General features: G+C 64.5%; 21 protein-coding genes. 13 read left to right on the forward strand and 8 right to left on the reverse strand.

Annotated features, from left to right (window positions below):
* The first annotated feature begins 44 nt into the window (after positions 1–44).
* From IGS58_RS11290 to IGS58_RS11320, 7 genes are all read left to right on the forward strand, one after another.
* Complete coding sequence (locus tag IGS58_RS11290) at positions 45–212, forward strand: hypothetical protein (RefSeq protein WP_167468666.1); 168 nt, start codon at positions 45–47, stop codon at positions 210–212.
* A gap of 148 nt (positions 213–360) precedes the next feature.
* Positions 361–1,965 carry a hypothetical protein gene (locus IGS58_RS11295; RefSeq protein WP_230521404.1) on the forward strand — a complete coding sequence of 535 codons (1,605 nt, stop codon included), beginning with the start codon at positions 361–363 and terminating at the stop codon, positions 1,963–1,965.
* Entirely contained in the window at positions 1,962–3,527 is a 1,566-nt protein-coding gene (locus IGS58_RS11300) for a heparinase II/III domain-containing protein (RefSeq protein WP_230521405.1), read from the forward strand. The genes IGS58_RS11295 and IGS58_RS11300 overlap by 4 nt, the downstream gene beginning before the upstream one ends.
* Before the next feature lie 88 nt (positions 3,528–3,615).
* On the forward strand, positions 3,616–4,428 hold the full coding sequence (gene blaOXA / locus IGS58_RS11305) for a class D beta-lactamase (RefSeq protein ID WP_070256944.1): 813 nt from the start codon (positions 3,616–3,618) through the stop codon (positions 4,426–4,428).
* Positions 4,425–4,820 carry a hypothetical protein gene (locus IGS58_RS11310; protein ID WP_052140493.1) on the forward strand — a complete coding sequence of 132 codons (396 nt, stop codon included), beginning with the start codon at positions 4,425–4,427 and terminating at the stop codon, positions 4,818–4,820. The genes blaOXA and IGS58_RS11310 overlap by 4 nt, the downstream gene beginning before the upstream one ends.
* Before the next feature lie 85 nt (positions 4,821–4,905).
* A complete protein-coding gene (locus tag IGS58_RS11315) occupies positions 4,906–7,353 on the forward strand; it encodes a penicillin-binding protein 1A (protein ID WP_230521406.1) in 2,448 nt (815 codons plus the stop codon).
* Between the two features lie 55 nt (positions 7,354–7,408).
* Positions 7,409–7,852, forward strand: a complete 444-nt coding sequence (locus tag IGS58_RS11320) for an Imm70 family immunity protein (protein WP_070256948.1) — start codon at positions 7,409–7,411, stop codon at positions 7,850–7,852.
* Between the two features lie 83 nt (positions 7,853–7,935).
* Here IGS58_RS11320 and IGS58_RS11325 read toward each other — a convergent pair whose 3' ends face one another.
* From IGS58_RS11325 to IGS58_RS11340, 4 genes are all read right to left on the reverse strand, one after another.
* Positions 7,936–8,670: a hypothetical protein gene (locus IGS58_RS11325; RefSeq protein WP_230521407.1), complete on the reverse strand. Its 735-nt coding sequence runs from the start codon at positions 8,668–8,670 to the stop codon at positions 7,936–7,938.
* Positions 8,670–9,242 (reverse strand): hypothetical protein, encoded by a 573-nt coding sequence (locus IGS58_RS11330; protein WP_176384147.1) that lies wholly within the window; start codon positions 9,240–9,242, stop codon positions 8,670–8,672. The genes IGS58_RS11325 and IGS58_RS11330 overlap by 1 nt, the downstream gene beginning before the upstream one ends.
* 78 nt (positions 9,243–9,320) lie before the next feature.
* On the reverse strand, positions 9,321–9,608 hold the full coding sequence (locus tag IGS58_RS11335) for a putative quinol monooxygenase (protein WP_070256952.1): 288 nt from the start codon (positions 9,606–9,608) through the stop codon (positions 9,321–9,323).
* A gap of 108 nt (positions 9,609–9,716) precedes the next feature.
* Positions 9,717–10,289, reverse strand: a complete 573-nt coding sequence (locus IGS58_RS11340; RefSeq protein WP_230521408.1) for an FMN-dependent NADH-azoreductase — start codon at positions 10,287–10,289, stop codon at positions 9,717–9,719.
* Between the two features lie 162 nt (positions 10,290–10,451).
* Here IGS58_RS11340 and IGS58_RS11345 point away from each other — a divergent pair, with 162 nt between their 5' ends.
* Positions 10,452–10,847, forward strand: coding sequence for a winged helix-turn-helix transcriptional regulator (locus IGS58_RS11345; RefSeq protein ID WP_070280625.1), 396 nt, complete (start codon positions 10,452–10,454; stop codon positions 10,845–10,847).
* Positions 10,848–10,861: 14 nt separating this feature from the next.
* On the opposite strand, the gene IGS58_RS11350 is transcribed toward IGS58_RS11345, so the two are convergent.
* On the reverse strand, positions 10,862–12,346 hold the full coding sequence (locus IGS58_RS11350; RefSeq protein WP_230521409.1) for an efflux transporter outer membrane subunit: 1,485 nt from the start codon (positions 12,344–12,346) through the stop codon (positions 10,862–10,864).
* 92 nt (positions 12,347–12,438) lie between these two features.
* Here IGS58_RS11350 and IGS58_RS11355 point away from each other — a divergent pair, with 92 nt between their 5' ends.
* From IGS58_RS11355 to IGS58_RS11365, 3 genes are all read left to right on the forward strand, one after another.
* Positions 12,439–13,059, forward strand: coding sequence for a TetR/AcrR family transcriptional regulator (locus tag IGS58_RS11355; RefSeq protein ID WP_099387951.1), 621 nt, complete (start codon positions 12,439–12,441; stop codon positions 13,057–13,059).
* An 83-nt stretch (positions 13,060–13,142) separates the two neighbouring features.
* Positions 13,143–14,249, forward strand: coding sequence for an efflux RND transporter periplasmic adaptor subunit (locus tag IGS58_RS11360; protein WP_070256956.1), 1,107 nt, complete (start codon positions 13,143–13,145; stop codon positions 14,247–14,249).
* Positions 14,246–17,323 carry an efflux RND transporter permease subunit gene (locus IGS58_RS11365; protein WP_230521410.1) on the forward strand — a complete coding sequence of 1,026 codons (3,078 nt, stop codon included), beginning with the start codon at positions 14,246–14,248 and terminating at the stop codon, positions 17,321–17,323. The genes IGS58_RS11360 and IGS58_RS11365 overlap by 4 nt, the downstream gene beginning before the upstream one ends.
* A gap of 230 nt (positions 17,324–17,553) precedes the next feature.
* Here IGS58_RS11365 and IGS58_RS11370 read toward each other — a convergent pair whose 3' ends face one another.
* On the reverse strand, positions 17,554–18,591 hold the full coding sequence (locus IGS58_RS11370; RefSeq protein WP_230521411.1) for a helix-turn-helix transcriptional regulator: 1,038 nt from the start codon (positions 18,589–18,591) through the stop codon (positions 17,554–17,556).
* Between the two features lie 208 nt (positions 18,592–18,799).
* Here IGS58_RS11370 and IGS58_RS11375 point away from each other — a divergent pair, with 208 nt between their 5' ends.
* Positions 18,800–20,809, forward strand: a complete 2,010-nt coding sequence (locus IGS58_RS11375) for a glycoside hydrolase family 3 protein (RefSeq protein WP_230521412.1) — start codon at positions 18,800–18,802, stop codon at positions 20,807–20,809.
* Positions 20,810–20,956: 147 nt separating this feature from the next.
* Here the strand turns inward: IGS58_RS11375 and IGS58_RS11380 are convergent, their stop codons facing one another.
* Both IGS58_RS11380 and IGS58_RS11385 read right to left on the reverse strand, forming a co-directional pair.
* Entirely contained in the window at positions 20,957–22,075 is a 1,119-nt protein-coding gene (locus IGS58_RS11380; protein ID WP_230521413.1) for a Gfo/Idh/MocA family protein, read from the reverse strand.
* A 34-nt stretch (positions 22,076–22,109) separates the two neighbouring features.
* Positions 22,110–23,306 (reverse strand): phytanoyl-CoA dioxygenase family protein, encoded by a 1,197-nt coding sequence (locus tag IGS58_RS11385; RefSeq protein WP_230521414.1) that lies wholly within the window; start codon positions 23,304–23,306, stop codon positions 22,110–22,112.
* Positions 23,307–23,411: 105 nt separating this feature from the next.
* Between IGS58_RS11385 and IGS58_RS11390 the strand changes: the two genes are divergently transcribed.
* Entirely contained in the window at positions 23,412–24,455 is a 1,044-nt protein-coding gene (locus IGS58_RS11390) for a LacI family DNA-binding transcriptional regulator (RefSeq protein WP_230521415.1), read from the forward strand.
* Positions 24,456–24,503: the final 48 nt, after the last annotated feature.

Consider the following 24,503-nt stretch of genomic DNA (forward strand, 5'->3'; position numbering starts at 1 on the left):
GAAACACCTACACTTTTCAGTCACCCACCGAGAAGGAGTGCAGCATGCCTGAGAAAATCGAGCGGGACGCCATCGATGGCACCGTGGAAGAGGAACTGCAGCGCGAACGGCGAGAACATGCGCTGATCGACGAGGAAAAGCTCGGCATGGATGAGCTGGAAGAGGAGCGGCTGAGACGCGAGCGCGAGCCCTTGAACAAGCTCAAGGGGTAGCCATGCTGGCCTGTTGAAGTGGCGCAAGGGCTGCCTTCTTTCGAAGATGATGGCATATTAATAATTTCCCATGTACTTAAAAAAATGATATCGTCATTGCAAGTGGATGATATCTGGTTATTTAATGGTGTTTAATATGGGGAAGTATATGCTGGGAATCTTGAATGGTACGCAAGGCAGGGCTGGGTTGCCCGGTCAAAAAAAGAATGCAAAAAGGAAATTATTATTGCTTTCTTCTTTATGCCTGGCCAGTTTGAATGTCGGCGCAACGCCATTTTCAATTTCTTCGCAACATCCGCGCATATTAACGACGCAACTGGCAATAGATAATTTGAAGAGCCGACTGCCTTTGGGTCCAGCGGTTTTTCCTGGCGCGGCAGGCACCATCGCATTTGATTTTACCGCATCGAAAAAAGATCCGGCGGATGCGGCCGAGCAGTTCATTTTTGGCGAAATGAATGTCAATAATGGTAAAAATGGCATATTCATGCGGCATATTGATGGCGATACGCCGGGGATTTCCCGAATTCAGATTGGTATGCTGCAAAAAGCAATCGGTACCAAGCCTGCGCGTTACATTGCCTACAAGACGATCGACATGCCAATCGGCGTGGTGACGCGGATCGAGTTCAGCTGGAATAGCAGCCTGAAAACCACCAGCCTGAAAATCGGTGGCGCCAACGTCGCGATGGGATTGGAATGGCTGAATGAGACATCCACGGGCAAGGTTGATTTTTCACCTGACCAGACCGCTTTTCAATTTCCTGGCAGGGTCAATGAGCCTATCAGTAATTTCGTGTTGAAGGATGGTCAGGGAAATATCCTTGTCAATTATCCGGGTAACCTCGATATGGCATTGGCCACCGCCTGGTTTGATTTCACACGCCTGGTCAAATCGGATGTGGTATCGTTGAATATGTGCCCAACCGCTGCCTCACCCTGGACGCAGCCGAAAGTGTGCAATACGGCCAATGGACATCGCAATGGGATTGTCGAGTCTGCGCAGCAATTGGCGCTGGCCTATAAAATAACGCAAGATCCGGCCTATTATTCGGCGATATTAAATTATATCGACAAGTTACGTATCGTTCCCTTGAATGCTGGCGGCGACATGTCCATGGGCGGGCGTGTCATTGCGCTGGGCATCCTGTATGACTGGCTATACACGGAACTGGGCACCAGCGCCGTGTCTGACGATAATACGCAGGCAAGTTATCGGACGGCCATGGCTGCCACTATCCGCAATACCATTGCGGCGCAGGCGGCACCGGGTGGCACCAATCTGTTAAGTGAAATCTGTGGCCAGCAAGGCATGGCGGTCTCCTCGTTCGACTGCGCTGTCAAGCCCGTCTTCAGTAACTGGAACCGCCATGCTTCGCCGCCCCAGCCATCCATCGCAACCGCTTATATGGCGGGCATGAATTTCAGCAGCGTATATGGTGCTGCTGTCGGCTTGCTGGCCATCGCCGGACCGGAGAATGGCGACGTATTACCGATGATAGAAACAGCGTATAGCCATTTTGACGAAGGTTTTCTCGCGGTACGGCGTGATATTTCCAATGATGGCGGATACCACTCAGGATTTTCCTATAGCTTGGCTGACTTGCCATCCCGCCTGCTGCTGTGGAATACCGCTGTGCAAAATGCAGGCGACATGGGACAAGCCTCGCAGTGGCTGCCGAAAACCATCTATCCGTATATCTATGGACAGCGTGACGATAAAAGTTATCAGCCAGTGGCGATAACTTCGTGACATTGTCAAGTTTTCCACTGGTGGGCAGTATTGCGTTATGGGCCGCTGCCCATGCGGGGGATGGCAATGCCTGGGATTATTACCAGAAACAGGTACATGGCCAGCGCTATGCGCCAAATCGCTACCCGTATATCCTGGAACAATTGTTTTGGCCCGTCGATCAGGCAAGCTTGAATCAGCCTTCCGATTGGGATTTGTCGCGCCACTTCCACCGTTCGGGTCAAGTACTGATGCGCGACCGTTGGACTTACCCGGACGCGACCTTGCTGGAGTTCAAGTCCACATCATTTATCACTGATAATCACCATCATCTGGATCAGAACAGCATTTCTCTCAATTACAAGGGGCCGTTGCTGGTCGATTCAGGCAGGTATGACAGCTATGGCAGCGCCCATTGGGCCAATTACTATACGCGCAGCATTGCCCATAATACAGTCGTTGCGTTTGATGCCAATGAGCGCTTCCAGCGGGCTGGCAGCGGGACGAGCAAGGTGGACTTCAGTAATGATGGCGGGCAATGGGTGGGCAGCGCGCGCGCGGCATACCCGACGCTGGAAGAAATCCAGCCTGGCGCGATGAACGCCCTGGATGGCATTGTCAATTATGAATATGCTCCTGGCTACACTTATGCCCGCGGCAACGCGAGCAAAGCCTATGCTTCATCCAAACTGGATCAGGCGAATGGTTTCCTGCGCAGCGTCGTCTACCTGCCGGCGCCGGCGACCGGTTCCCTGCCCATCGTCCTGACCTTTGACAGTGTGCGTACAAATGCCGCACCCGCCACCTTCTTGCTGCATACGGTCAACGAACCCGCTGCCGCAGTGGCGGCCACCGCACTTGGTAATGGGCAGTACCGTTTTACTCATGCGGCCACCGATGCGCGCAGCATTACCATTCGCAATGGCGGCGGCATGCTGATCGCGCAAACCTTGCTGCCCGAGAAAGCCGTGATTACCAAGGTAGGGGGGCTGAACGCGGGTGGACAATGCGACCAGATCAGTGCCGATTCCGCCTTCGGCCCGGGTACCTTGCTGCCCGGCGGGCCCACCGGCGATTGCCGATTCACAGTGCGTGTTCTGCAAGCTGATAATAGCTATAAATGGCGCAATTACCCGCCCAGGGCCACTGATGCCACCGACACCAGCGTCACGGGCGATATCGGCGCCTGGCGCCTGGAAGTACAGGCGGACGGGAGTGTGCCCGCTGGCGGCACCCAGTACTTCCTGCATGTCCTGCATGTGGCGGACAACGACCTGGGCAGCGGCAGCGCAGGCACTGGTTCGGCACGCCGCCTGGTGGCGGACAGCCATACGGAAGCCGTGCTGATCGGCACGCAGACGGTGGTGGCGTTCAACCGCGATGCGGCGCCATCGGCACGCATGAGCTGGAAAGGGCCAGCCTCGGCAAGCACCATCCTGGCGACGGGCCTGTTGCCCAATGCTGACTTCCTGTTGACCCGGCTTGCGACGCCGGATGGCGAACAGCTGGTTTTGGCGCAGGCGGCAGCGGGCAGTGCAACTTACCGCAGTTCCGCCGAGGGTGTGGTCAATATCGGCATGTAGAATAGCGGTGGGCGGCGTGTGCCGCCTACCGGCTCCCGGCCATTCATCTGGCCGGGCACTGACGACCACCTTTTACTTAAATAAACGCATGAATCTTTCTTTGCAAAGCGCGTTCCTGGCCGCCTTGTCGGCCCTTTCCATCACGGCGGCCCAGGCCGCCACCATCTGCACCGCCATGGCCGACGCCAAAACGGGCGCCGTCCTGCTGCAAGAGGGCAATTGCCTCGACCGCGTCACCCCCGCATCCACGTTCAAGATCGCGCTCAGCCTGATGGGCTATGACGCCGGCTTCCTCAAGGACGAGCACAAGCCCAGCTTGCCATACCGCCAAGGCTATGTGGACTGGGGCGGCGAAGCCTGGCGCCAGGATACGGACCCGTCGCGCTGGATGCAGTATTCCGTCGTCTGGTATTCGCAGCAGATCACGCAGGCGCTGGGCGCCGAACGCTTCCAGAAATATGCCAAGGCTTTGCGCTATGGCAATGCAGACGTCTCGGGCGACCCGGGCAAGGACAACAGCCTGGAACGCTCGTGGATCAGCTCTTCGCTGAAAATCTCTCCGCTGGAACAGCTGGGTTTCTTGCGCAAGCTGGTCAATTACCAGCTGCCCGTGACGAAGCAGGCGATGGAAGCAACCCAGCGCCTCACCCGCCTGGCAGACGTGGACGGCTGGCAAGTGCATGGCAAGACGGGCGCCGCTTTCCCGCGCAAGGCAGATGGCAGCTTCGACGAAGCACATGGCTACGGCTGGTTCGTGGGCTGGGCCAGCAAGGGCGAGCGCAGCATCGTCTTTGCGCGCCTGGTGCAGGACGAGCAGAAAGGCCAGCAGTCTGCGGGCTTGCGCACGCGCGAAGCCATGCTGAAAGAATTGCCGGCCCTGCTGGAGCAGGCGCAGAAGTGACGGCCAGCATCGTCGCCGCCACCTTCATCGCGACCGAGGGCGAGTACCTGGAAGCCATCATCGAGGTGGGCGGCCAGCGTCTGCATGTGATGGACGAGTTCGGTGGCGGGCAGATGGCCGCCGGCGCGCACGTCCAGCTCGAACTGTGGCCCATGCCCGGCGAGATGGATGACTGGGACGCCATCTTCCGCGCCAACCCGGGTGAAGAAAAACGCCTGCAGCGCCTCGATGGCTGGCGCTACCTGGCGTTGGGCGTCGTGACCCAGGTCGATCCCGTCATCTGCGACTGCGGCCTGTTGCAGCTGGAAAACCCGTTTACGACGCATGACGCACGCTGCATTGGCGCCTATGTCGGCGTTACCCTGGCCCGCCTGGATGCTTGCCTGCCGTAAATTCCGGCCCGCTTTGTTGCCCGCCCTATATACTTGCTGAAACGGATTTTCCGGCATCAGACAAGGTACAGGCATGGCATCAGGCATGGAGCAGTTTCAGGAAAAAGCAAGGCAGGCATTCATACGGGCGCGCGCGCAGGCATGGCGCGTGGCGCGTGCGGGGTGGGCGAGGGCGGTGGCGCTGTACCGGCGCGGCCGCGCGCATTTGATGACCTTGCCGCCCGTGCGGCGCGCGCTGGTGCTGGCCTTATGGTCTTTCCTGGCCGTGCTGGCGCTGCTGACTGCATACATGCTGCTGCTGATTCCCCTGACACCGAGCACCCACGACTTGCGCCAGGCGCGCGCGGCCGCGCCGAGCACCATGGTCAGCGCGGATGGGCAGGAACTGGCCCGCTTCGACCAGGGCTTGCAGGAACGCGTCACCTTGAAACAGATTTCGCCGAACGTGATCAGCGCGCTGATCTCGACGGAAGACCACCGCTTCTACGACCACCATGGCATCGACTTCACGCGCACGGCGGGCGCTATCCTGCATACAGCGGGAGGCAATCCCCAGGGCGGTTCCACCATCACGCAGCAGCTGGCGCGCAATATGTTCCCCGAGGAAATCGGCCGCTCGCGCAACCTGAACCGCAAGCTGAAGGAACTGATCACGGCCCTCAAGATCGAGGCTACCTACAGCAAGACGGAAATCCTGGAAGCGTACCTGAACACGGTACCCTTCCTGTACAACACCTACGGCATCGAGATGGCGGCCCGCACCTACTTCGACAAGCCCGCCTCGCGCCTCGATATCCTGGAAAGCGCCACCCTGGTCGGCATGCTCAAGGGGACGAATTACTACAATCCGGTCGGCAATCCCGAACGCTCGCTGCAACGCCGCAACGTGGTGCTGGGGCAGATGCGCAAGCATGACGTCATCGACGAGGCGCGCTACAAACAGTTGATCAAACGCCCGCTGCGCCTGCATTTCGAGCGTCAGAGCGAACGGGCGCAATCGGATAGCCATTTCACGGCCTATGTACGCAAATGGCTGATCCAATGGGCCGACGAGAACGACTACAACCTGGAACTCGACGCCCTCGTGGTGCACACCACGCTCGACTACGACTTGCAGCAGGCGGCCGAGCGCGCCGTCGAACGCCAGGCGAACGCCTTGCAGGCGATTGCCGACGTGGAATGGAGCCGCGCGGGCGTGCCGTCATCCACCTCGACGGGCATGTACGCGGGCATGCAGGGCGGCAGCGTGCCGTTCGATTATTTCTGGAAATCGCATCCGGCCCTGCTGGACGCCTTCGTGCGCGAGTCGGGCGACTACCGCAAGCTGACGGCCGCCGGCGCCACGCCGGACGACGCGCTGGCGCAACTGAAAGGCGACCGCGCCTTCATGGCGGCCCTGCGCAAGTCGAAGACGCGCCTGGAAGCGGGCTTTACGGCCATGGATCCGGCCACGGGCGCCGTGCGTGCCTGGGTGGGCAGCCGCGACTTTGCGCGCGAACAGTTCGACCATGTGTCGCAGGCGGCGCGCCAGCCCGGCTCCACCTTCAAGCCCATCGTGTATGGCGCCGCGCTGGAAAAGGGCTTGAGTCCCGAGCACGTCTACCGCGACGCCGTGATGGATATCAAGGCGGCCGACGGCACGATATGGCGCCCGACGGACATGAGCGGCACCACGGGGCGCGACATGACCATGCGCGACGGCCTCGTCTACTCGAAAAACACCATCACGGCGCAGGTGATGCAGGACGTCGGCTTGCCGCCCATCATCAAATTGGCGCGTGCACTCGGTATCCGCGACAGCAAGCTGGAAAAAGTGCCGTCGCTGGCGCTGGGCACCAGTCCCGTCACCTTGCTGGAAATGGTCAACGCCTACGCCAGCATCGCGGCCCAGGGCGAAGCCCGCCTGCCGTTTGTCGTCACGCACATCACCGACCGCGAAGGCAAGGTCATCGCCCGCTTCGGCGAAGACAAGCCCAAGCGCGCCATGAAAGAAGAATCGGCGGCCACCCTGACGGACATGATGCGCGGCGTCATCGACCGTGGCACGGGCACGGCCATCCGCAGCCGCTTCGGTATCCGCTCCGACGTGGCCGGCAAGAGCGGCACCACGCAAAACAATGCGGATGGCTGGTTTATCCTGATGCACCCGGAACTGGTGGGCGGCGCCTGGGTCGGTTTCAATGACGCGCGCGTTACCATGCGCAGCAATTACTGGGGCCAGGGCGGCCACAACGCCGTGCTGGTGGTGGGCGACTTCTTCAAGACGGCGCTCGACACGGGCAAGCTGTCGCGCGACGCCATCTTCCCCGGCGGCAAGCCGCCACCGCCGCTGCGCCACGTGGAGCCGGTCGAGGAGCCCGAGGATGAACCGGTGGAAGAGCCGGGTGATTTGCTGCAAGAGGGCGCACCGCCGGCACCGCTGGCCATGCCGGCCGAAGGCGACGGCGGACAGGAGTCGCATGGCAAGGCGGTGCCGGAGCCGACGCCAGCCCCGGCACCGCAGCCCGCTCCAGTGCCGGCGCCGCAGGGCTGAGCACCGGGGTGTTGTGGCGTTTTATTGATAGCGACTGATAGCGGGAGCCATGCGGATGATTGCATTCAAACACGGCAGTGCCATCACTGAGATTGGCTTCGAGAATGCGTTTTACTCCCTGTTTTCCACGGTGGCTGTCCACCTGGAAGACGGCCGCTGGGGTTCACGGTTTCCGCATATCATGGAAAAACTCTACCAGGGCAGGCTGGATGCCGCCGATGCGCCGGCTGCCTGCCTGCAAATGCAGGCCATCAAGAGAGGCCTTGCCGCGCTGGCGCCGACGGAAGTCGTCTGGGATATGCATGACCGTGCGAAGGAACCGCCCTGGGGGAGCGCCATCGGCCCCAACGTGACGTCCATGGCAAATTACCATGCGACGACGGCCGGCCGGAATCTGCTCGACGAGATGGCCGGCTGCGTAGCGGCGCTGGCCGCACTTGGCGGGATGCTGGAAATTATCCCGTTTGACGGCATTCCTCCATTTTACTATCCCGACTAGCCAGCCTCAGGCCGGGAGATGCTGACTCCCGGACGGCCGCCGCGGCATGACCATGCGTGAGTGTCATGGCGGGAATGGCCGGTCTACAGCGTATTGCGCCTCAAGCCCGCTTCCCGCACGAACACTTGCAGCGCAGGCATGGTCTGCTGGTGCAGCGCTTCCAGTTCCGCTTGCAGCGCGGGCCGGATGACGAGGCTGCCGTCGGCCTGGCGGTGCACGGGCAGGCCCAGTGCCTGCGCCATTTCCACCGGGTAATTCGTGAAGTCTCCGTAGGGGCGCTTGCCGTCGACGGACGGGGTGGGCCAACAGCCTTCGGCAAGGTAGTCTTCCGCCGCCATGCCCAGCATTTCCAGCGGCAACCACGACTGCTGGCGCAGCAGTTGCAGGTGCCGGGTGGTAAACGTGAACGGCGCCTTGCCGTTGGCATAGCTGCCCGGCTTCAGCCTGGCCATCTGCACGAAGTGGGGCAGCAGCAGTGCCGCTTCCATCAGGCGCTGCGCAGCCAGCGCCGCATCCTTGCTGGCGATGGCTTGCATGGCCAGTTCCAGGGTGTCTCCTTTTCCCAGCGGGTAGGCCGGGTTGAGCATGGGCGCGCCGCTTTCCACGGGCGACCAGCCGATGTTGAAACGCCGTATCAACGCCAGGTGGTGCACATTGAGCACCTTGGGCAGCGGAGCGTCGAGGGTGGCCAGGATGCGCTGGCGCACGGCGCGGGGCAGGCCGCCGCCGTCGGCTGCGCGCGCGAGCATGGGCGAGCATAGCAGGGCGCCGGCGAGGCGCAGCAGCTGGCGCCGCAGGGGCTGGATCAGGCGCGACATCACGGCGTCGTCAAGTCCTGGCGCTGGAATTCGATGCGGTTTTCCTGATAGTCCCACTTGGTGTAGGGTCCGAACACGCGCCGGTTTTCCTTGCTGTCGGCATTCGACAGCTCGCGTTTCATGCGTCGCACCAAAGCGGGGTCCGTGAGGGGCGCCGTGGTGGCGGCGAAGACGTCATGCCGCACGCTTTGCTTGGCATCGGCGCCGCGCGAAATGATGGTGAGCTTGCGCGAGGCCGGGTCGAAGTACAGGCGCATGGCGAAGGTATTCATGTCTTGCAGGTACAGGCCGTCGTCGCGCTGCTGGGCATAAAAATAGTCGCCGCAGACGGCCTTCGGCTCGCGTTTCCATTCGCAGGACAGGGCGATCAGCAGATGCCGGTCATCGAGTTGCTTGACCGAAATGCGTCCTTTGGAATAGCCCCAGGTGCTGGCCGGCACGGTCGCCGACGAGGCAAGATTGTATTCGCCCACCAGCTTGGCCAGGGGGAGGGGAGATTGCGCCGAGGCGCTGATGCAGAGCGTCAAGGCGGCTGCCGCTGCGGCGCCGCGTATCTTGGTAAATGGTGTCATGATGGCCATAAAGAAAAGTTGCCATATTATAGATGGCAACTTTTCAATCTGGCCACGCGCTAGCGCAGCGCGCCGGCCTTACTTCAGCTTGCTCAATTCCGCCACGTCGATCTTGACGGCCTTGCCCTCAGTGGCGGCCACCAGGGTCAGAAAGTGGGGTGTCGCATAGTGCGCCGTCAGGGCCGCCTTGTCGGCCCATTCTTCCAGCATGATGAAGCGCGTGGGAATCTTGTTGTCGAGGTGCAGTTCGTAGCGCAGGCAGCCGCTTTCCGCGCGGCTGGGCGGCACGACGGCTTCCAGGGCGGCGCGCACGGCGTCGATATGGTCGGCTTGGGCATCGATGGTGGCGACGACGATCAGGGTCATGGTGTTCCTTGTGGTTGGGGTTCCAGCAGCTTAGCGCATCTGGCGCTTCCTTGCCGGCCGGCCACCATGGGGCTGCGCCGCAACGGCTTGCGGCGCAGCTGGCACTCCTTAGGCCGCTTGCAGTGCGCCGATCTGCTCGAACGCGCCCGTCAACGCCTGCGCCCGGGCTGCGTCGCTGACCTTGACGCCTTCGGCGCGCACGATCTCGATCTGCGTGATGCCGAGGAAGCCGAGGAAGGCGCGCAGATGGCTTTCCTGGTGTTCCAGGGCCGCCATCGGCGTGTCGGCGCCGTAATAGCCGCCGCGCGTCGAGGCGATGATCACGCGCTTGCTGCCCAACAAACCTTCGGGGCCGTTGGCGCCATACTGGAACGTCTTGCCTGGCACGGCCAGCGCATCGAGCCACGACTTGAGCTGGCTGGGGATGGCAAAGTTGTACATGGGCGCGCCGATGACGATGATGTCGGCGGCCAGCACCTGCTCCAGCGCGCCGGCCAGCACTGCGCCGTCGGCGGCGCTGGGGGCTGCCGTAAATTGCGGCAACGGTTGCGCGGCCAGGTCGCGGTACTGGGCGGTGGCGCCAGGCGCGGCCGCTTGCAGGCGGGCGACGATGGCGGCGGACAATTGGCGGCTGATGGAATGCTCGCCGAGGATGCTCGAATCGATGTGCAGGATGTTCATGTGGGCCTTCTTGGGTGGTATGATCGGGTGGTATGTTTTTGTAACCGAGTTAAATATAGTGACTATCAAATGAACGCACAAGAAGGCACTTTTTCCACACTGGGGCACACGGATGTGACTATTGGCGACGCCGCCGCGCAAGGGGCGGAGCTGGAACGGCGCATGCGCGACGAAGGCGGCCATGCGGGCGTGGCTGCTTCCTGCCGCCCGATCACGGACATCCTCACGCGCGTGGGCGACAAATGGAGCGTGATGGTGGTGATATTGCTCGGCAATGGCACCAAGCGCTTCAACGAGATGCGCCGCCTGATCGGCGGCATCTCCCAGCGCATGCTGACCCTGACCCTGCGCGGGCTCGAGCGCGACGGCCTGGTGACGCGCACCGTGTTCCCCACCGTGCCGCCGCGCGTCGACTACGCCTTGACGGACCTGGGCCGCTCGCTGCTGATCCCCATCAGCGCACTGGGCGCCTGGGCCCATGGCCACCGCGACGCCATCGATGCGGCGCGGCTGGCGTTTGATGCCAAGGCAGCGAAGCAGTTGCCAGCCGACGATTAAGCCAGCTCGATGAGTTACCTGGCTGCCATCGCTTCTGTTTCGGCTTGTGGTGCCTGCCAGCCGCCGCCCAGCGCCCGGTAAGTGGCGACAGCAGCGCGCGCCGATGCCGTTTGCGCCTGCGCGCGTGCGTCCGCTGCGCGCAGCAGCCTGGTGTCGGCCTGCAACACATCGAGCCGGCTGACCACGCCTTTTTCGTAGGCAGCCAGCGCGGCGGCGCGGGCGCGCTCAAACGCTTGCACGCTTTGCGCCAGCAGTGCGGCCTGTTCTTCGTGGCGCAGCAGGGCCGAGCAGGCGTTTTCCACGTCTTCGGCGGCATGCAGCGCAGCGAGCCGGTAGGCCGCCAGCAGCTCGGCTTCCCGGCCACGGGAAGCCTCGATCTGCGCATCGATGCGGCCGAAATCGAACAGGCGCCAGCGCAGGCCCAGCATGCCAGCGGCCTGGCCGGAGCCGCTGCCGAACAGGGCGCCGCCGGACGTGGCGCTGCCAAACAGGGCACCCAGGCTCAGTTTCGGGTAATACTCGGCGACGGCCGCGCCGGTGCGTGCGCTGGCCGCGGCCAGTCGCCGTTCGGCGGCGATCAGGTCGGGCCGGCGCCGCAGCAGTTCGCCCGGCGCCCCATCGGCCGTGATGCGCGGCGCGCGCGCCATTACCCCTGCCGCGGCCATTTCATCGCCGTAGGTGCCGGGTGCGGCGCCCAGCATCACATCGAGCGCATGCAGCGCCACCTCGCGCGCCGTGTCCAGGCCGGGCACGACGGCGCGCGCTTGCGCCAGCGACGCTTCGGCCTGCCGTAGCGCCTGCTCGTTCAGCAATCCCTTGTCATATAGCAGCGTGGCGAGCTCCAGCAGCGCCGCCTCCGTGTCGACCTGCCGGCGCGCCAGGTCGAGCCGCGCCTGCAATCCCTGGATGGACAGGTACAGGTCGGCCGTTTGCGCCGCCACGGCCAGCCGCGTGGCAGCCCATCCCGCCTCGCTGGCTTCGTAATCGGCGCGCGCCGCTTCGCGTTCGCGGCGCAGGCCGCCGAACAGGTCGAGCTCCCACGACGCCTGCAGGTTCAATTCGCGCGCGCTGCCGGCGCGATCATGGCCTGGCGTCGCGTCCAGGACCTGGCCCAGCGGCGTCTGCACCGATTGGTAGGCGCGCGCCGCCTGGCCGCCAAGGCTGGCCGACGGCAGCAGCGCTGCGTCGGCCGCACCGGTGGCGGCGCGCGCTTGCCTGACCCTGGCCTGCGCTTGCGCCAGGTCGAGGTTTTGTGCCAGCGCCACCGTCACCAGATGGGTCAGGCGCGGATCGCCGAAGGCCGTCCACCACTGCCGCAATTCGGCGGCGTCGGCAGTGTTGGCAGTGTTGGCACCCGCGCGCGCGCCGAGCGCCGCCCGGTGCGGATACTGCGCCGCATGCGGTAGCTCGGGCCGGCGGTAATCGGCACCGGCGGTGCAGCCAGCGGCCAGGCTGGCGGCGAACAGCAGAAAGGGGAGGCGCAGGCGCGGCAGTGACATGGGGTCTTCCAGTTCAAAAGAGAATAATGTGTGACTATAATACACATTGGTCACTTATTGTGCATTCCGGCGCGGCGCGTTAAGCTGTCGCCATGAATTCCACTACACCCGATACACCAAGCCCTGCGCGCGGCCCCGCCGGCCACGACGTGCGCGACCAGATCGTTGCCGCTGCCACTGACTACTTCAGCCGCTACGGCTATGAAAAGACGACTGTCTCCGACCTGGCCAGGGCGATCGGCTTTTCCAAGGCCTATATCTATAAGTTTTTCGAATCCAAGCAGGCCATCGGCGAGCATATCTGCGCCAGCTGCCTGCGCCAGATCGAAACCGAGGTAAGAAGCGCGGTCGCGGCGGCCGAGCGGCCGCCAGAGCAGCTGCGGCGCATGTTCAGGGCCAGCGTCGAGGCCAGCTTGCGGCTGTTTTTCCAGGACCGCAAGCTGTACGATATCGCCGCCTCGGCCGCCACCGAGCGCTGGCCAGCCGTGCAGGCCTACGAGCTGGCGATGGGCGCCTTGCTGCAGGATATCTTGCAGCAAGGGCGCAAGACAGGCGACTTCGAACGCAAGACGCCGCTCGACGAGACGGCCAGCGCGATCTATCTGGTGATGCGCCCCTACGTCAATCCCTTGCTGTTGCAACACAGCGTAGACAGCAGCGAAACGGCGGTGGTGCAACTGTCCAGCCTGGTGTTGCGCAGCCTGTCGCCATAACCTCTCAGCCAGATTGTGACCATTGACTTATTTGGTCACTGGTACCAGAATGAGAACCCTGATCACTCGTTCATGGGATTCTTATGCGCTGGCGCCGCCTCGCTTCATCTGTAGTCATCTCCACCTTGCCCCTGGCTTTGAGCGCCTGTGCCGACAAGGCGCAGGCCGATCCGCGCACCGCTACGCCGCTGGTGCGCGCCGTCGCGGTGCAGGGCGCCGAACCGGGCGCGCGCAGCTTTACGGGCGTGGTCGCGCCGCGCGTGCAGAGCGATCTCGGTTTTCGCGTTTCCGGCAAGGTGCGCGAACGGCTGGTCGACGCCGGCCAGTCCGTGCGCCGCGGCCAGCCGTTGATGCGCCTCGACGCCGACGACTTGCAGCTGCTGGCGCAGGCGCGGCAGGAGTCCGTCATGGCCGACCGCGCCCGCGCGCGCCAGGCGGCGGACGAAGAAGCGCGCTACCGCGACTTGCGCGGTACCGGCGCCATTTCGGCATCAAATTACGACCAGGTGAGGGCGGCGGCTGACGCGGCCGGCGCCCAGCTCAAGGCGTCCGAAGCCCAGGCCGGGGTGGCGCGCAATGCGCTGCATTATGCGGTGCTGCTGGCCGACGCCGACGGCGTCGTGATGGATACCCTGGCCGAACCGGGCCAGGTGGTGGCGGCCGGGCAGGTGGTGGTGCGCCTGGCCCATGACGGCCGGCGCGAAGCGGCGATCCAGCTGCCGGAAACCGTGCGCCCCGCGCTCGGCTCCACCGGCCAGGCTACCTTGTTCGGCCGGCCGGGCGCCAGCGTGCCGGCCACCTTGCGCCAGCTGTCGCAGACGGCGGACCGGCAAACGCGGACCTTCGAGGCGCGCTATGTGCTCGATGCGGCGCTGTCAAGCGCGCCGCTGGGTGCCACCGTCACCTTGCGCCTGCCCGGTGCGCAAACGGCCGGCGGCACCGTGCAAGTGCCGCTGGCGGCCCTGTACGATGGGGGCAAGGGGCAGGGCGTGTGGGTCATCGGCGGTGTGCCGGCCCAAGTCACCTGGCGGCCCGTGAAGGTGCAGGGGCTGCACGATGACGGCGCTGACGTCAGTGGCCTGAAGGCGGGCGAGCGCATCGTCGCGCTGGGCGCCCATCTGCTGCATCAGGGCGAACCGGTCAGGGTCGAGCAGGCGCCAATGGCCGCTGGCGCCGGAGCGCGTCCATGAGCGCGGCCGGCTTCAACCTGTCGTCGCTGGCCGTGCGCGAGCGTTCCGTCACCCTGTTCCTGATTTGCCTCATTTCGCTGGCCGGCCTGCTGTCGTTCTTCAAGCTGGGGCGCGCGGAAGACCCGGCCTTCACGGTCAAGGTGATGACCATCGTCACCGCCTGGCCAGGCGCCAGCGCGCGCGAAATGCAGGACCAGGTGGCCGACAAGATCGAAAAGCGCCTGCAGGAGCTGCGCTGGTATGACCGGGCCGAGACCTACACCACGCCAGGCCTGGCCTTCACGACACTGACCCTGCTCGACGGCACGCCGCCAGAGCAGGTGCAGGCCGAGTTTTACCAGGCGCGCAAGAAGGCCGGCGACGAGGCGGCCAATTTGCCGGCCGGCGTGATCGGTCCCATGATCAATGACGAATACGCCGACGTCACCTTTGCCCTGTATGCACTGAAAGCCAAAGGCGAGCCGCAGCGCCTGCTGGTGCGCGAGGCGGAAACCTTGCGCCAGCGGCTGCTGCATGTGCCTGGCGTCAAAAAGGTCAATATCATCGGCGAACAGGCTGAACGCATCTACGTGGAGTTTTCCCAGGAGCGCCTGGCCACCCTGGGCGTGCGGGCGCAAGACGTGTTCGCCGCGCTGAACGGCCAGAATGCCTTGAGCCCGGCCGGCTCGGTGGAAACGCGCGGGCCGCAGGTATTCATCCGCCTCGAGGGCGCGCTCGATGCGCTGCAAAAGATCCGCGATACGCCCGTGGTGGCGCAGGGGCGCACCTTGACCCTGTCCGATATCGCCACCGTGCGCCGTGGCCAGGAAGATCCGGCCAGCTTCATGGTGCGCAATGGCGGCGAGCCGGCGCTGCTGCTGGGCGTGGTCATGCGCGACGGCTGGAACGGGCTGGACCTGGGCAAGGCGCTGGAAGGGGAAGTGACGGCCATCGGCGCCGCCATGCCGCTGGGCATGAGCCTGGCCAAGGTCACCGACCAGGCCGTCAATATCGGCGCGGCGGTCGACGAATTCATGCTCAAGTTCCTCGCCGCGCTGCTGGTGGTGATGCTGGTGTGCTTTATCAGCATGGGCTGGCGGGTCGGCATCGTGGTGGCCGCCGCCGTGCCGCTGACCCTGGCGGTGGTATTCATCGTGATGGCGGCGACCGGCAAGAACTTTGACCGCATCACCCTCGGTTCCCTGATCCTGGGCCTCGGCCTGCTGGTGGACGACGCCATCATCGCCATCGAAATGATGGTCGTGAAAATGGAAGAGGGCTACAGCCGCATCGCCGCCTCCGCCTACGCCTGGAGCCACACGGCCGCGCCCATGCTGGCGGGCACCCTGGTCACGGCCGTGGGCTTCATGCCCAACGGCTTTGCCCGCTCCAGCGCCGGTGAATACACCAGCAATATGTTCTGGATCGTCGGCATCGCCCTGATCGCCTCGTGGGTGGTGGCGGTGGTGTTCACTCCCTACCTGGGCGTGAAGCTGCTGCCCGAGCTCAAACAGGTCGCCGGCGGCCACGAAGGCCTGTATGACACGCCGCGCTACCACCGCTTTCGCCGGCTGCTGGGGCGCGTGATCGCCCGGAAATGGCTGGTGTTCGGCACCGTGATCGGGCTGTTCGTGCTGGCCGTGCTGGGCATGGCCATCGTCAAGAAGCAGTTTTTTCCGATCTCGGACCGTCCTGAAGTACTGATCGAAGTACAACTGCCGTACGGCAGCGCGATCGGGCAGACCAGCGGCGCGGCGGCCAGGGTCGAAGCGTGGCTGGCGGGCCAGCCCGAGGCGAAGATCGTCACGGCCTATGTCGGCCAGGGCGCGCCGCGCTTTTACCTGGCGATGGGCCCGGAATTGCCCGACCCGTCGTTTGCCAAGATCGTCGTGCGCACCGACAGCCAGCACGCGCGCGACGCCCTGAAGCAGCGCCTGCGCGTGGCCGTGGCCGCCGGGCTGGCGCCCGAGGCCAGGGTACGCGTCACGCAACTGGTGTTCGGCCCGTATTCGCCATTTCCCGTCGCCTACCGGGTCAGCGGCCCCGATCCCGCGGTGTTGCGCGGCATTGCCGGCGAGGTGCAGCGCGTGATGCAGGCCAGTCCCATGATGCGCACCGTCAATACCGACTGGGGCACGCGCACGCCGACCCTGTATTTCAGCCTGCAGCAGGAGCGCTTGCAGGCGATGGGCCTGACGTCCGGCGCCGTGGCGCAGCAACTGCAGTTCTTGCTCAGCGGCATGCCGGTCACCGCCGTGCGCGAAGATATCCGCACGGTGCAGGTGGTGGCGCGCGCGGCCGGCGACGTGCGGCTGGATCCGGCGCGCATCGCCGACCTGACCCTGGCCGGCGCGAATGGCGAACGCATCGCGCTGTCGCAGGTGGGGACAGTGGAGGTGCGCTCGGAAGAACCCGTGATGCGCCGGCGCGACCGCCAGCCGACCATCACCGTGCGCGGCGACATCGCCGACGGCCTGCAGCCGCCGGACGTTTCGGGCGCCATTTCGACCCGGCTGCAAGCCGTCATCGACAAGCTGCCAGCCGGCTACCGCATCGAGCAGGCCGGGTCCATCGAGGAATCGGCCAAGGCAATGCAAGCCATGCTGCCGCTGTTTCCCATCATGCTGGCGCTGACCCTGCTGATGATTATCCTGCAGGTGCGTTCGATCTCGGCGATGGTCATGGTGCTCCTCACCAGTCCCCTGGGCCTGATCGGCGTGGTGCCCACCTTGCTGCTGTTCCAGCAGCCGTTCGGCATCAATGCGCTGGTCGGCCTGATCGCGCTGTCGGGCATTTTGATGCGCAATACCCTGATCCTGATCGGCCAGATCCACCAGAACGAAGTGGCCGGCCTGGCGCCGTTCGATGCCGTGGTTGAAGCGACCGTGCAGCGCGCGCGTCCCGTGATCCTCACGGCACTGGCGGCCATCCTGGCGTTTATCCCGCTGACCCATTCGGTTTTCTGGGGCACCTTGGCCTACACCCTGATCGGCGGTACGTTTGCCGGAACGGTGCTGACCCTGGTGTTCCTGCCCGCCATGTATGCGATCTGGTTCCGAATACGGCCGCAGGTAAAGGTGGAGGCGCAGCCCTAAGGGTGTAGAGCTTGAAGCAGCGGGCCGGAGACGCGGGCCTGAGAAAATGCCGATGGCGGCGTTGCAGCTTCCTTGCCGTACATGCGTACTGTCTGCGTCGCTGCGCCTTGCCCTCGACATTTTTCAGGCCCGCTTGGCCCGGGGAGCCTGTCTCCCTGACTTGGGCCGTTTCGGGGTTTGCAGGTTTGCAGGTTTGCTTGTTTCTTGTTGCTTGCCACTTGTCTCTTTCTCTAGGCTCCGGCGGCATCCTGCCGGTAGCGCGCCGGCGGCAATTCGAACTGGTTCTTGAAGAAGCGGGTGAACGCGCTTTGCGAGGAAAAGCCCAGGCGCTCGCCGATTTCCACCACGCTCAGGCTCGTTTCGCGCAGCAGCCGGCGCGATTCGCGGCTCTTGGCGCGCAGTTCCAGCGCGCGGAACGACGTCTGCTCCTGCTGCAACTGGCGCTGCAAGGTCCAGCGGTTCATCGCCAGGCCGTCGCACAGGGCCGGCAGCAGCGAGGCGCCGTCGGCATCGCCTGCGCCTTGCCGGCCCAGCAAATCGATGATGGCTTGCTCCACGCGGGCCGAAAACAGCTGCGCGCCTTGCAGCTGCTGCAATTGCCCCTGCGCGTGCCGCAGCGCGTGCGGCGCCAGCATGGCGTTGAACTGGGCGAAAGGCCGGTCCAGCGCCGGCGCGTCAAACGTCAGCGTGTTGCGTGCCTGGCCGAAGGTGGCGGCGGCGCCGAAGCACTCGGAAATGGCCGGCGCGAACCACGGCGCCTTGCCCTGGAAGCCGGCATGGAAGGCGGTGGGCGCGCCATCGTCGTAGGCGCGCGCCACCAGCGACAGCATGCGGAAATTGGCCAGCGCTTGCATGGCGCCGCCTGCCGGGCAGAACTCGGACAGGTATTCGATCTCGATGCGCGTGCCATTCTCGCTCATCAGCATGAAGTCGAACTCGCCGATCAGGCCCCGCAAGTGCAGCAGCTCGTGCAGCGCGCTGCGCAGGGTGGGGCGGTTGAAGCAGACGTGGGCGATGCCGGAGTAATGCGCGAACCAGTGCGTCACGTCGAGGTCGAGAAGGGCCCGGTGCTGCGGCAGTTGCTGGGCGTAGGCCGTCATGCGGCGGTGCCGCTCGGCGTTGATGCGCCCGCCAGGTTCCGTGAGCTGCGCCGGCGTGATGCCCGTTTGCTGAAAAAAGTCGGCGGGATCGTGTCCATCGGCCTGCATGGCGCGCGCGCATTGCTGCGCGATCCGGTTCGAAACCGTGCGCGTATCGGGTTTGTGCAAGGGTGTCTCCTGCTTGTTGTAGTAATTTTTCACAAATATTAGCACTTTGTAGGAGATTGTTGGTTGTCGTGCCGTCTAACCAAAAATTGTTCTCGCGGGTATAAAACGCGTGCTGCGCGGTCAAGAAACTCACGCATTCTCACGCTATATTGTTTTCGGCCGGCCTTGCTGCCGCGCCTTGATACCTACAAAAACAGTCTTGGAGATAATGATGAATTGCACTTTGAAACCGATGGCCCGCATGGTCGCCGGCTGCGTCGCCACGCTTGCCCTGGCCGCCTGCGGCAACGACACCGTCAGCGAGGAATACAAGCAGCCCGTGTTCGGCGCCACCACCTATGCCCAGCTCAAGATCGACGGCTATGCCTTCAAGGACATGAACCGCAACGGCAAGATCGACCCGTACGAAGACTGGCGCCTGTCGGCCGAGGCGCGCGCCGACGACCTGCTGTCGCGCATGAGCCTTGATGAAAAAGCGGGCCTGATGATGCACGGCACGGCGCCCACCGTGGCCGACCCCACCGGCATCGGCCAGGGCGGCGCGTACGACTTGACGGCCCTGCAGGACCTGATCGTCAAGCAGTACGTCAACACCTTCATCACGCGCATGGCGGGCGACGCGGCCAACATGGCGACCCAGTACAACAAGGTGCAGGCCCTGAGCGAAACGTCGCGCCACGGCATTCCCGTCTCCATCAGCACGGATCCGCGCCACCATTTCCAGTACACGGTGGGCGCCAGCGCCGGCACCAAGGGGTTCTCGCAGTGGCCGGAAACCCTGGGCCTGGCCGCCATCGGCGACGATGCGCTGGTGCGCCGTTTCGGCGATATCGCGCGCCAGGAATACCTGGCCGTCGGCATCACGCAGGCGCTGTCGCCGCAGGCCGACCTGGCCACCGAGCCGCGCTGGTCGCGCATCAACGGCACCTTTGGCGAAGACGCGGACCTGGCCAAGCGCATGGTGCAGCACTATATCGAAGGCTTCCAGGATGGGAACACGGGCTTGCACGATGGCAGCGTGGTGGCCGTCGTCAAGCACTGGGTCGGCTACGGCGCCACGAAAGAGGGCTTCGACGGCCACAATTACTATGGCCGCTACATGACCTACCCGGGCAACAACTTCGCCTACCACGTGAAACCGTTCGAGGGCGCCTTCACGGCCAAGGCGGCCTCCGTCATGCCGACCTACGCTCTGCCTGATGGGAACATCACCATCGACGGCATCACCCTGGAACAGGTGGCGGCCGGTTTCAGCAAGACCATGCTGACGGATCTGCTGCGCGGCAAATACGGTTTTGACGGCGTGATCCTGTCCGACTGGGGCATCACGTCCGACTGCGACGCCAATTGCCGCAACGGCACGGCGCCTGGCGTGGCGCCGTCCTTCATCGGCTTCGGTACGCCGTGGGGCATGGAGGACGCCACCAAGGCCGAGCGCTATGTCAAGGCCGTGACGGCGGGGATGGACCAGTTTGGCGGCGTGACGGAAGCGCCGTACCTGACGCAAGCCGTGCAGCGGGGCCAGTTGACGGAAGCGCGCATCAACGCCTCGGCGCGCCGCATCCTGGTGCAGAAATTCAAGCAGGGCCTGTTCGAGCATCCGTTCGTCGATGCGGCTGCGGCGGCCACCACCGTGGGCAAGGCGGATTTCATCGAGGCGGGCCTGGATGCCCAGCGCCGCTCGCTGGTCCTGCTGGAAAACAAGGACAAGGTCTTGCCGCTGGCGGCCAGCGTCAAGAAGGTCTACCTGTACGGCATCGATGCGGCCGTGGCGAAGCAGTATGGCTACACGGTGGTCGCCACGCCCCAGGAAGCGGACGTGGCCCTGCTGCGCGTGGCCGCGCCATTCGAGATACTGCACCCGAACTACATCTTCGGCAGCATGCAGCACGAGGGGCGCCTGAACTACGCCGATGGCGATGCCGACTACGAGGCGATCAAGAACGCGGCGAAGTACGCGCCGAAGACGGTGGTCACCGTGTATCTGGACCGCCCGGCCATCCTCGGCAACGTGCAGGACAAGGCCAGCGCCATCCTCGCCAACTTTGGCGTGAGCGACGGCGCGCTGTTCGACGTCCTGACGGGCAAGGCCAAGCCGCAAGGCAAGCTACCGTTCGAACTGCCATCGTCGATGGCCGAAGTGCAGGTGCAGAAATCGGACGTGCCGTATGACACGGCCCATCCGCTGTACAAGTTCGGTTACGGCCTGGCGTACTAACAACGCCTAACAAAACCGTAGCGAGCGGAAGGGAGGCTCGGCGCCCCCGTTGGTTCGAGAAGCGCAACTGTACGAAGGTACGGGGACGCCGAGTCAGTGAGCATCGGAGGCCGTAAATCACGACGCGCAGTAGGTTTTGATAGGTGTTCAGCGCAGGGTAATCCAGCTGCGCTCTTGCACGGAGCGCAGCGCCGCGTCGATCAGCCGGTCCACCTCGTAGCCGTCGCGGAAGGTGGGCCAGACCGGCTGGCCGCTGGCGATCGCCTGCAGAAAATCGCGCGCTTCAATGACGATCTGCTCGTTGTAACCGGTGCCGTGCCCGGCGCCCTGGCTGAATGCCAGGTAGTCGGGGTGGGCCGGTCCCATCAGCAGGCGCTGGAAACCCTGGCGCTGCGCGGGGCGGCTGGCGTCGTACAGCCATAGTTCATTCTGGTTTTCCTGGTCGAAGGCGATCGCGCCTTTCGTCCCCGTGATGCGGTAGGTGTAACCCATCTTGCGCCCGGCCGCCACGCGGCTGAAGGTCAGGGCGCCCAGTGCGCCGCTGGCAAAGCGCAGCATCACATTCCCCTGGTCGTCATTTTCCACCGCCTCCATGCCATCGGGCCCTTGCCGCTGCGCGTGCACGGTGTTCATGTCCGCCACCAGCGAGTCGACGGGGCCGCCCAGGCGCAGGGCCAGGTTGAGCAGGTGCGAGCCCACGTCGGCCAGCGCGCCGGCCCTGGTCGCCGTAGCTTCGCGCGTGCGCCACGAGGCGGGTGCGCGCGGGTCGTGCAGGTAGTCTTCCACGTGTTCGGCGGCGACGTGGATGATCTCGCCGATTTCACCCGATTCGATGATCTGCCGCGCCAGCTGGCTGGCCGGCGTGCGGATGTAGTTATAGCCCACCATGTTGGCCACGCCCGCTGCTTCCGCCGCCTGCGCCAGTAACAGGGATTCGGCGGCCGTCATGCCCAGCGGCTTTTCGCAAAATACGGGTTTGCCCAGGGCCAGGGCCGCCAGCACGATCTCCTTGTGCGTGGCCGGCGGCGTGGCGACGATGATGGCGCCGATGGCGGGATCGGCCACCAGCGCGCGCCAGTCGCCCGTGGAACGCTGCCAGCCCAGTTCCTGCGCGCTGCGGGCGGCGCCTGCTTCGCTGCTGGTGCTGATGCAGGCGCACACGGGGTTCAGTGTCGTGTGAAAAATGCTGCGCACGGCTTTGTAGGCGATGGTGTGGGCCTTGCCCATGTAGCCGGCGCCGATCAGGCCGATGTTGATGTCTTGCATATGCGGGTTCTCCGTTTGTGTCGCGCTGTGGGGTTCATGCTTGCTGGCGCCAGGCGTGGCTGTCCAGGGCGTCGAGGAAGCGGGCAGCGGGCCAGTCCTGCGCCAGCGCTTCGTGCATGAGCTGCTGCTGCTGCGTGGGCGGCGCCATGCCGCCGATGGGCTGGTCGCGGTCCAGGTTGCTGGGGAAGGCATAGCCCTCGGCGCAGGCGGCGATCGCGTGGCTGGCGCCAAGCTCATCCAGGGCACCCTGCGCGCGCAGCGCCTGCAGTGCCGGATATAGCGCTGCGCTCATGGCGCGGCGGTCCAGCGCTTCCATGGCGCGCCCGAATGGCGACGATACCTGCAGCAGGTTGGCCATGCGCCGGATATCGGACGAGCGGTTGTGGCCTGCCGCATGAAACAGGGCGGGGTTGAAGAAGACAGCGTCGCCTTGGGACAGCGGCAGCTGCACGCAATGTCGCGCAAAATAGTCGCGGAAAGGCTGCTGCTGCCAGGCGAGAAAGCCGGCCGGGTAGCGCTGCGAATAGGGCAGGTACAGGGTGGGCCCCGATTCGAGCGGCATGTCGCAGTGGGCGACGGCGCCCTGCAAGGTCAAGAGGGCCGACATCTGGTGCACGGGCGCGGGATAGGCGGCGCAGCTGGCCGCGCTCTGGAAGCCCAGGTGGTAGTCGCGGTGCGGCGCCTGGGCCGCTCCGCCGGGATTGACGACGTTCACTTGCGCCGTCACTTGGTAGGCAGGCCCCAGCCAGGCCTCGGATATCCAGGCGAAGACGGGATTGGCGTAGTAGCGCGCGAACGCCTCGGGCGCGCGCAGACACAGTTTTTGCTGGGCGTTCCAGATGCGGTCATTCGCGCCCGGTTTGGCGAAGTGGTCGCCGCCTGCCTGGCCGCTGGCATGCTGTTCGGCGATCAGCGCGCGAAACACGCCGCTGACCTGTTCCAGAGTCGCCGTGTCGTCGACGGCGCGTTGGAGCACGATGACGCCGGGACCATCCATCAGCGCCTTGCCCCATTCTGCCTGCAGCGCTCGCAGCGACGCCGCACTGGCGGCCAGCGCACGCACGGCGTCGCAGTCGTAGACGAGGATATTCGCATCGACCGACGCGGCGTGGGGATAGTCGGCCAGCGCCGTGCGTTGGCTGACGGTACGGATGAAATCATCGAGCCGGCAGTCTTGCTGCGACAGCCAGAAGGGGCTGGGCGGTGCTGCGCCGGCGTTTGTGGTGGGCATGCGGTGTCTCCTGATGTTGTATGTTGTAGTATCAGTATAGGGATGAAAATCCGCATTTTTCATCAAGAAATCCATCAAAAAACCATCAATTAGATCGGACATGGCATGACGCATCCGTTTCCCGTCAAGGTCGTGGCGTTGCAGGCCGGCGTCAGCGTGGCTACGGTCGACCGCGTGATCAAGCAGCGCGGCGGCGTGCACGCCAATACCGTGCGCCGCGTGATGCAGGCGCTCGATGAGCTGGCGCGGCAAAGCACGCAGGTGGGGCTGGCCGGCAGAAAATTCATGCTCGACGTGCTGATGGTGGCGCCGCAGCGCTTTACGCACGCCGTGCGCGTGGCGCTGGAAACGGAACTGCCATCCTTGCATCCGGCCGTGCTGCGTTCCCGCTTTCACCTGCATGAAACGCTGGACGTGGATAGCATCGTCGAACTGCTGGAACGCATCCGCAAGAACGGCAGCCACGGCGTACTGCTGAAAGCGCCGGACTTGCCGCCGGTGGCCGAGGCGGTGAGCCGGCTGGCGGCGGCCGGCATTCCCGTGGTAACCCTGGTGACGGACTTGCCAGCTTCCGCGCGCCGCAGCTATGTGGGCATGGATAACCGCGCGGCGGGCGAAACGGCCGCCTGCCTGATCGGCCAGTGGCTGGGCGCGGGCAAGCGGCAGCAGCAAGTGCTGGTGACCCTGAGCAGCAACCGCTTTCATGGCGAGGAAGAGCGCGAGATCGGCTTTCGCCGCGCGCTGCGCGAACGGCACCGCCATTTGAGCATCGTCGAAGTGAGCGAAGGCCATGGCATCGATGGCGCCACGGGCGCGCTGGTGCGGCAAGCCCTGGCAGATCATCCGGATATCGCCGCCGTGTATTCCATCGGCGGCGGCAATGCCGCCATCGTGCAGGCATTCGCGCAGGCGGGCCGGCCTTGCCAGGTCTTCATCGGTCATGACCTGGACGCGGACAACGTGGCGCTGCTCAAGTCGGGCGCCATCCAGGCCGTGCTGCACCATGACCTGGGCCAGGACATGCGCCGCGCCTGCCAGGAAATCCTGCGGGCGCAAGGCGCGCTGCCGGCATTGGCGCAGGCGCCGCCATTGTCCGCGATCCAGATCGTCACGCCGTGGAACCTGCCCGCGCTGAACGGCCTGAATTGACAGGCATGCGAGGCTGGCCGATACTCGCCGCTTCGCTCATCGCTCACC

The organism is Janthinobacterium sp. EB271-G4-7A, from assembly GCF_020858075.1.
GTDB classification, from domain to species: domain Bacteria; phylum Pseudomonadota; class Gammaproteobacteria; order Burkholderiales; family Burkholderiaceae_D; genus Janthinobacterium; species Janthinobacterium lividum.

What these genes read in the sequence shown, in the direction of transcription:
- IGS58_RS11315 (WP_230521406.1), top strand. Translation starts at nt 4,906, where the DNA reads ATGGAGCAGTTTCAGGAAAAAGCAAGGCAGGCATTCATACGGGCGCGC.
- IGS58_RS11385 (WP_230521414.1), bottom strand. Translation starts at nt 23,306, where the DNA reads ATGCCCACCACAAACGCCGGCGCAGCACCGCCCAGCCCCTTCTGGCTG.
- IGS58_RS11295 (WP_230521404.1), top strand. Translation starts at nt 361, where the DNA reads ATGCTGGGAATCTTGAATGGTACGCAAGGCAGGGCTGGGTTGCCCGGT.
- IGS58_RS11330 (WP_176384147.1), bottom strand. Translation starts at nt 9,242, where the DNA reads ATGACACCATTTACCAAGATACGCGGCGCCGCAGCGGCAGCCGCCTTG.
- IGS58_RS11335 (WP_070256952.1), bottom strand. Translation starts at nt 9,608, where the DNA reads ATGACCCTGATCGTCGTCGCCACCATCGATGCCCAAGCCGACCATATC.
- IGS58_RS11320 (WP_070256948.1), top strand. Translation starts at nt 7,409, where the DNA reads ATGATTGCATTCAAACACGGCAGTGCCATCACTGAGATTGGCTTCGAG.
- IGS58_RS11345 (WP_070280625.1), top strand. Translation starts at nt 10,452, where the DNA reads ATGCGCGACGAAGGCGGCCATGCGGGCGTGGCTGCTTCCTGCCGCCCG.
- IGS58_RS11290 (WP_167468666.1), top strand. Translation starts at nt 45, where the DNA reads ATGCCTGAGAAAATCGAGCGGGACGCCATCGATGGCACCGTGGAAGAG.
- IGS58_RS11350 (WP_230521409.1), bottom strand. Translation starts at nt 12,346, where the DNA reads ATGTCACTGCCGCGCCTGCGCCTCCCCTTTCTGCTGTTCGCCGCCAGC.
- IGS58_RS11360 (WP_070256956.1), top strand. Translation starts at nt 13,143, where the DNA reads ATGCGCTGGCGCCGCCTCGCTTCATCTGTAGTCATCTCCACCTTGCCC.
- IGS58_RS11365 (WP_230521410.1), top strand. Translation starts at nt 14,246, where the DNA reads ATGAGCGCGGCCGGCTTCAACCTGTCGTCGCTGGCCGTGCGCGAGCGT.
- blaOXA (WP_070256944.1), top strand. Translation starts at nt 3,616, where the DNA reads ATGAATCTTTCTTTGCAAAGCGCGTTCCTGGCCGCCTTGTCGGCCCTT.
- IGS58_RS11375 (WP_230521412.1), top strand. Translation starts at nt 18,800, where the DNA reads ATGATGAATTGCACTTTGAAACCGATGGCCCGCATGGTCGCCGGCTGC.
- IGS58_RS11340 (WP_230521408.1), bottom strand. Translation starts at nt 10,289, where the DNA reads ATGAACATCCTGCACATCGATTCGAGCATCCTCGGCGAGCATTCCATC.
- IGS58_RS11390 (WP_230521415.1), top strand. Translation starts at nt 23,412, where the DNA reads ATGACGCATCCGTTTCCCGTCAAGGTCGTGGCGTTGCAGGCCGGCGTC.
- IGS58_RS11355 (WP_099387951.1), top strand. Translation starts at nt 12,439, where the DNA reads ATGAATTCCACTACACCCGATACACCAAGCCCTGCGCGCGGCCCCGCC.
- IGS58_RS11325 (WP_230521407.1), bottom strand. Translation starts at nt 8,670, where the DNA reads ATGTCGCGCCTGATCCAGCCCCTGCGGCGCCAGCTGCTGCGCCTCGCC.
- IGS58_RS11380 (WP_230521413.1), bottom strand. Translation starts at nt 22,075, where the DNA reads ATGCAAGACATCAACATCGGCCTGATCGGCGCCGGCTACATGGGCAAG.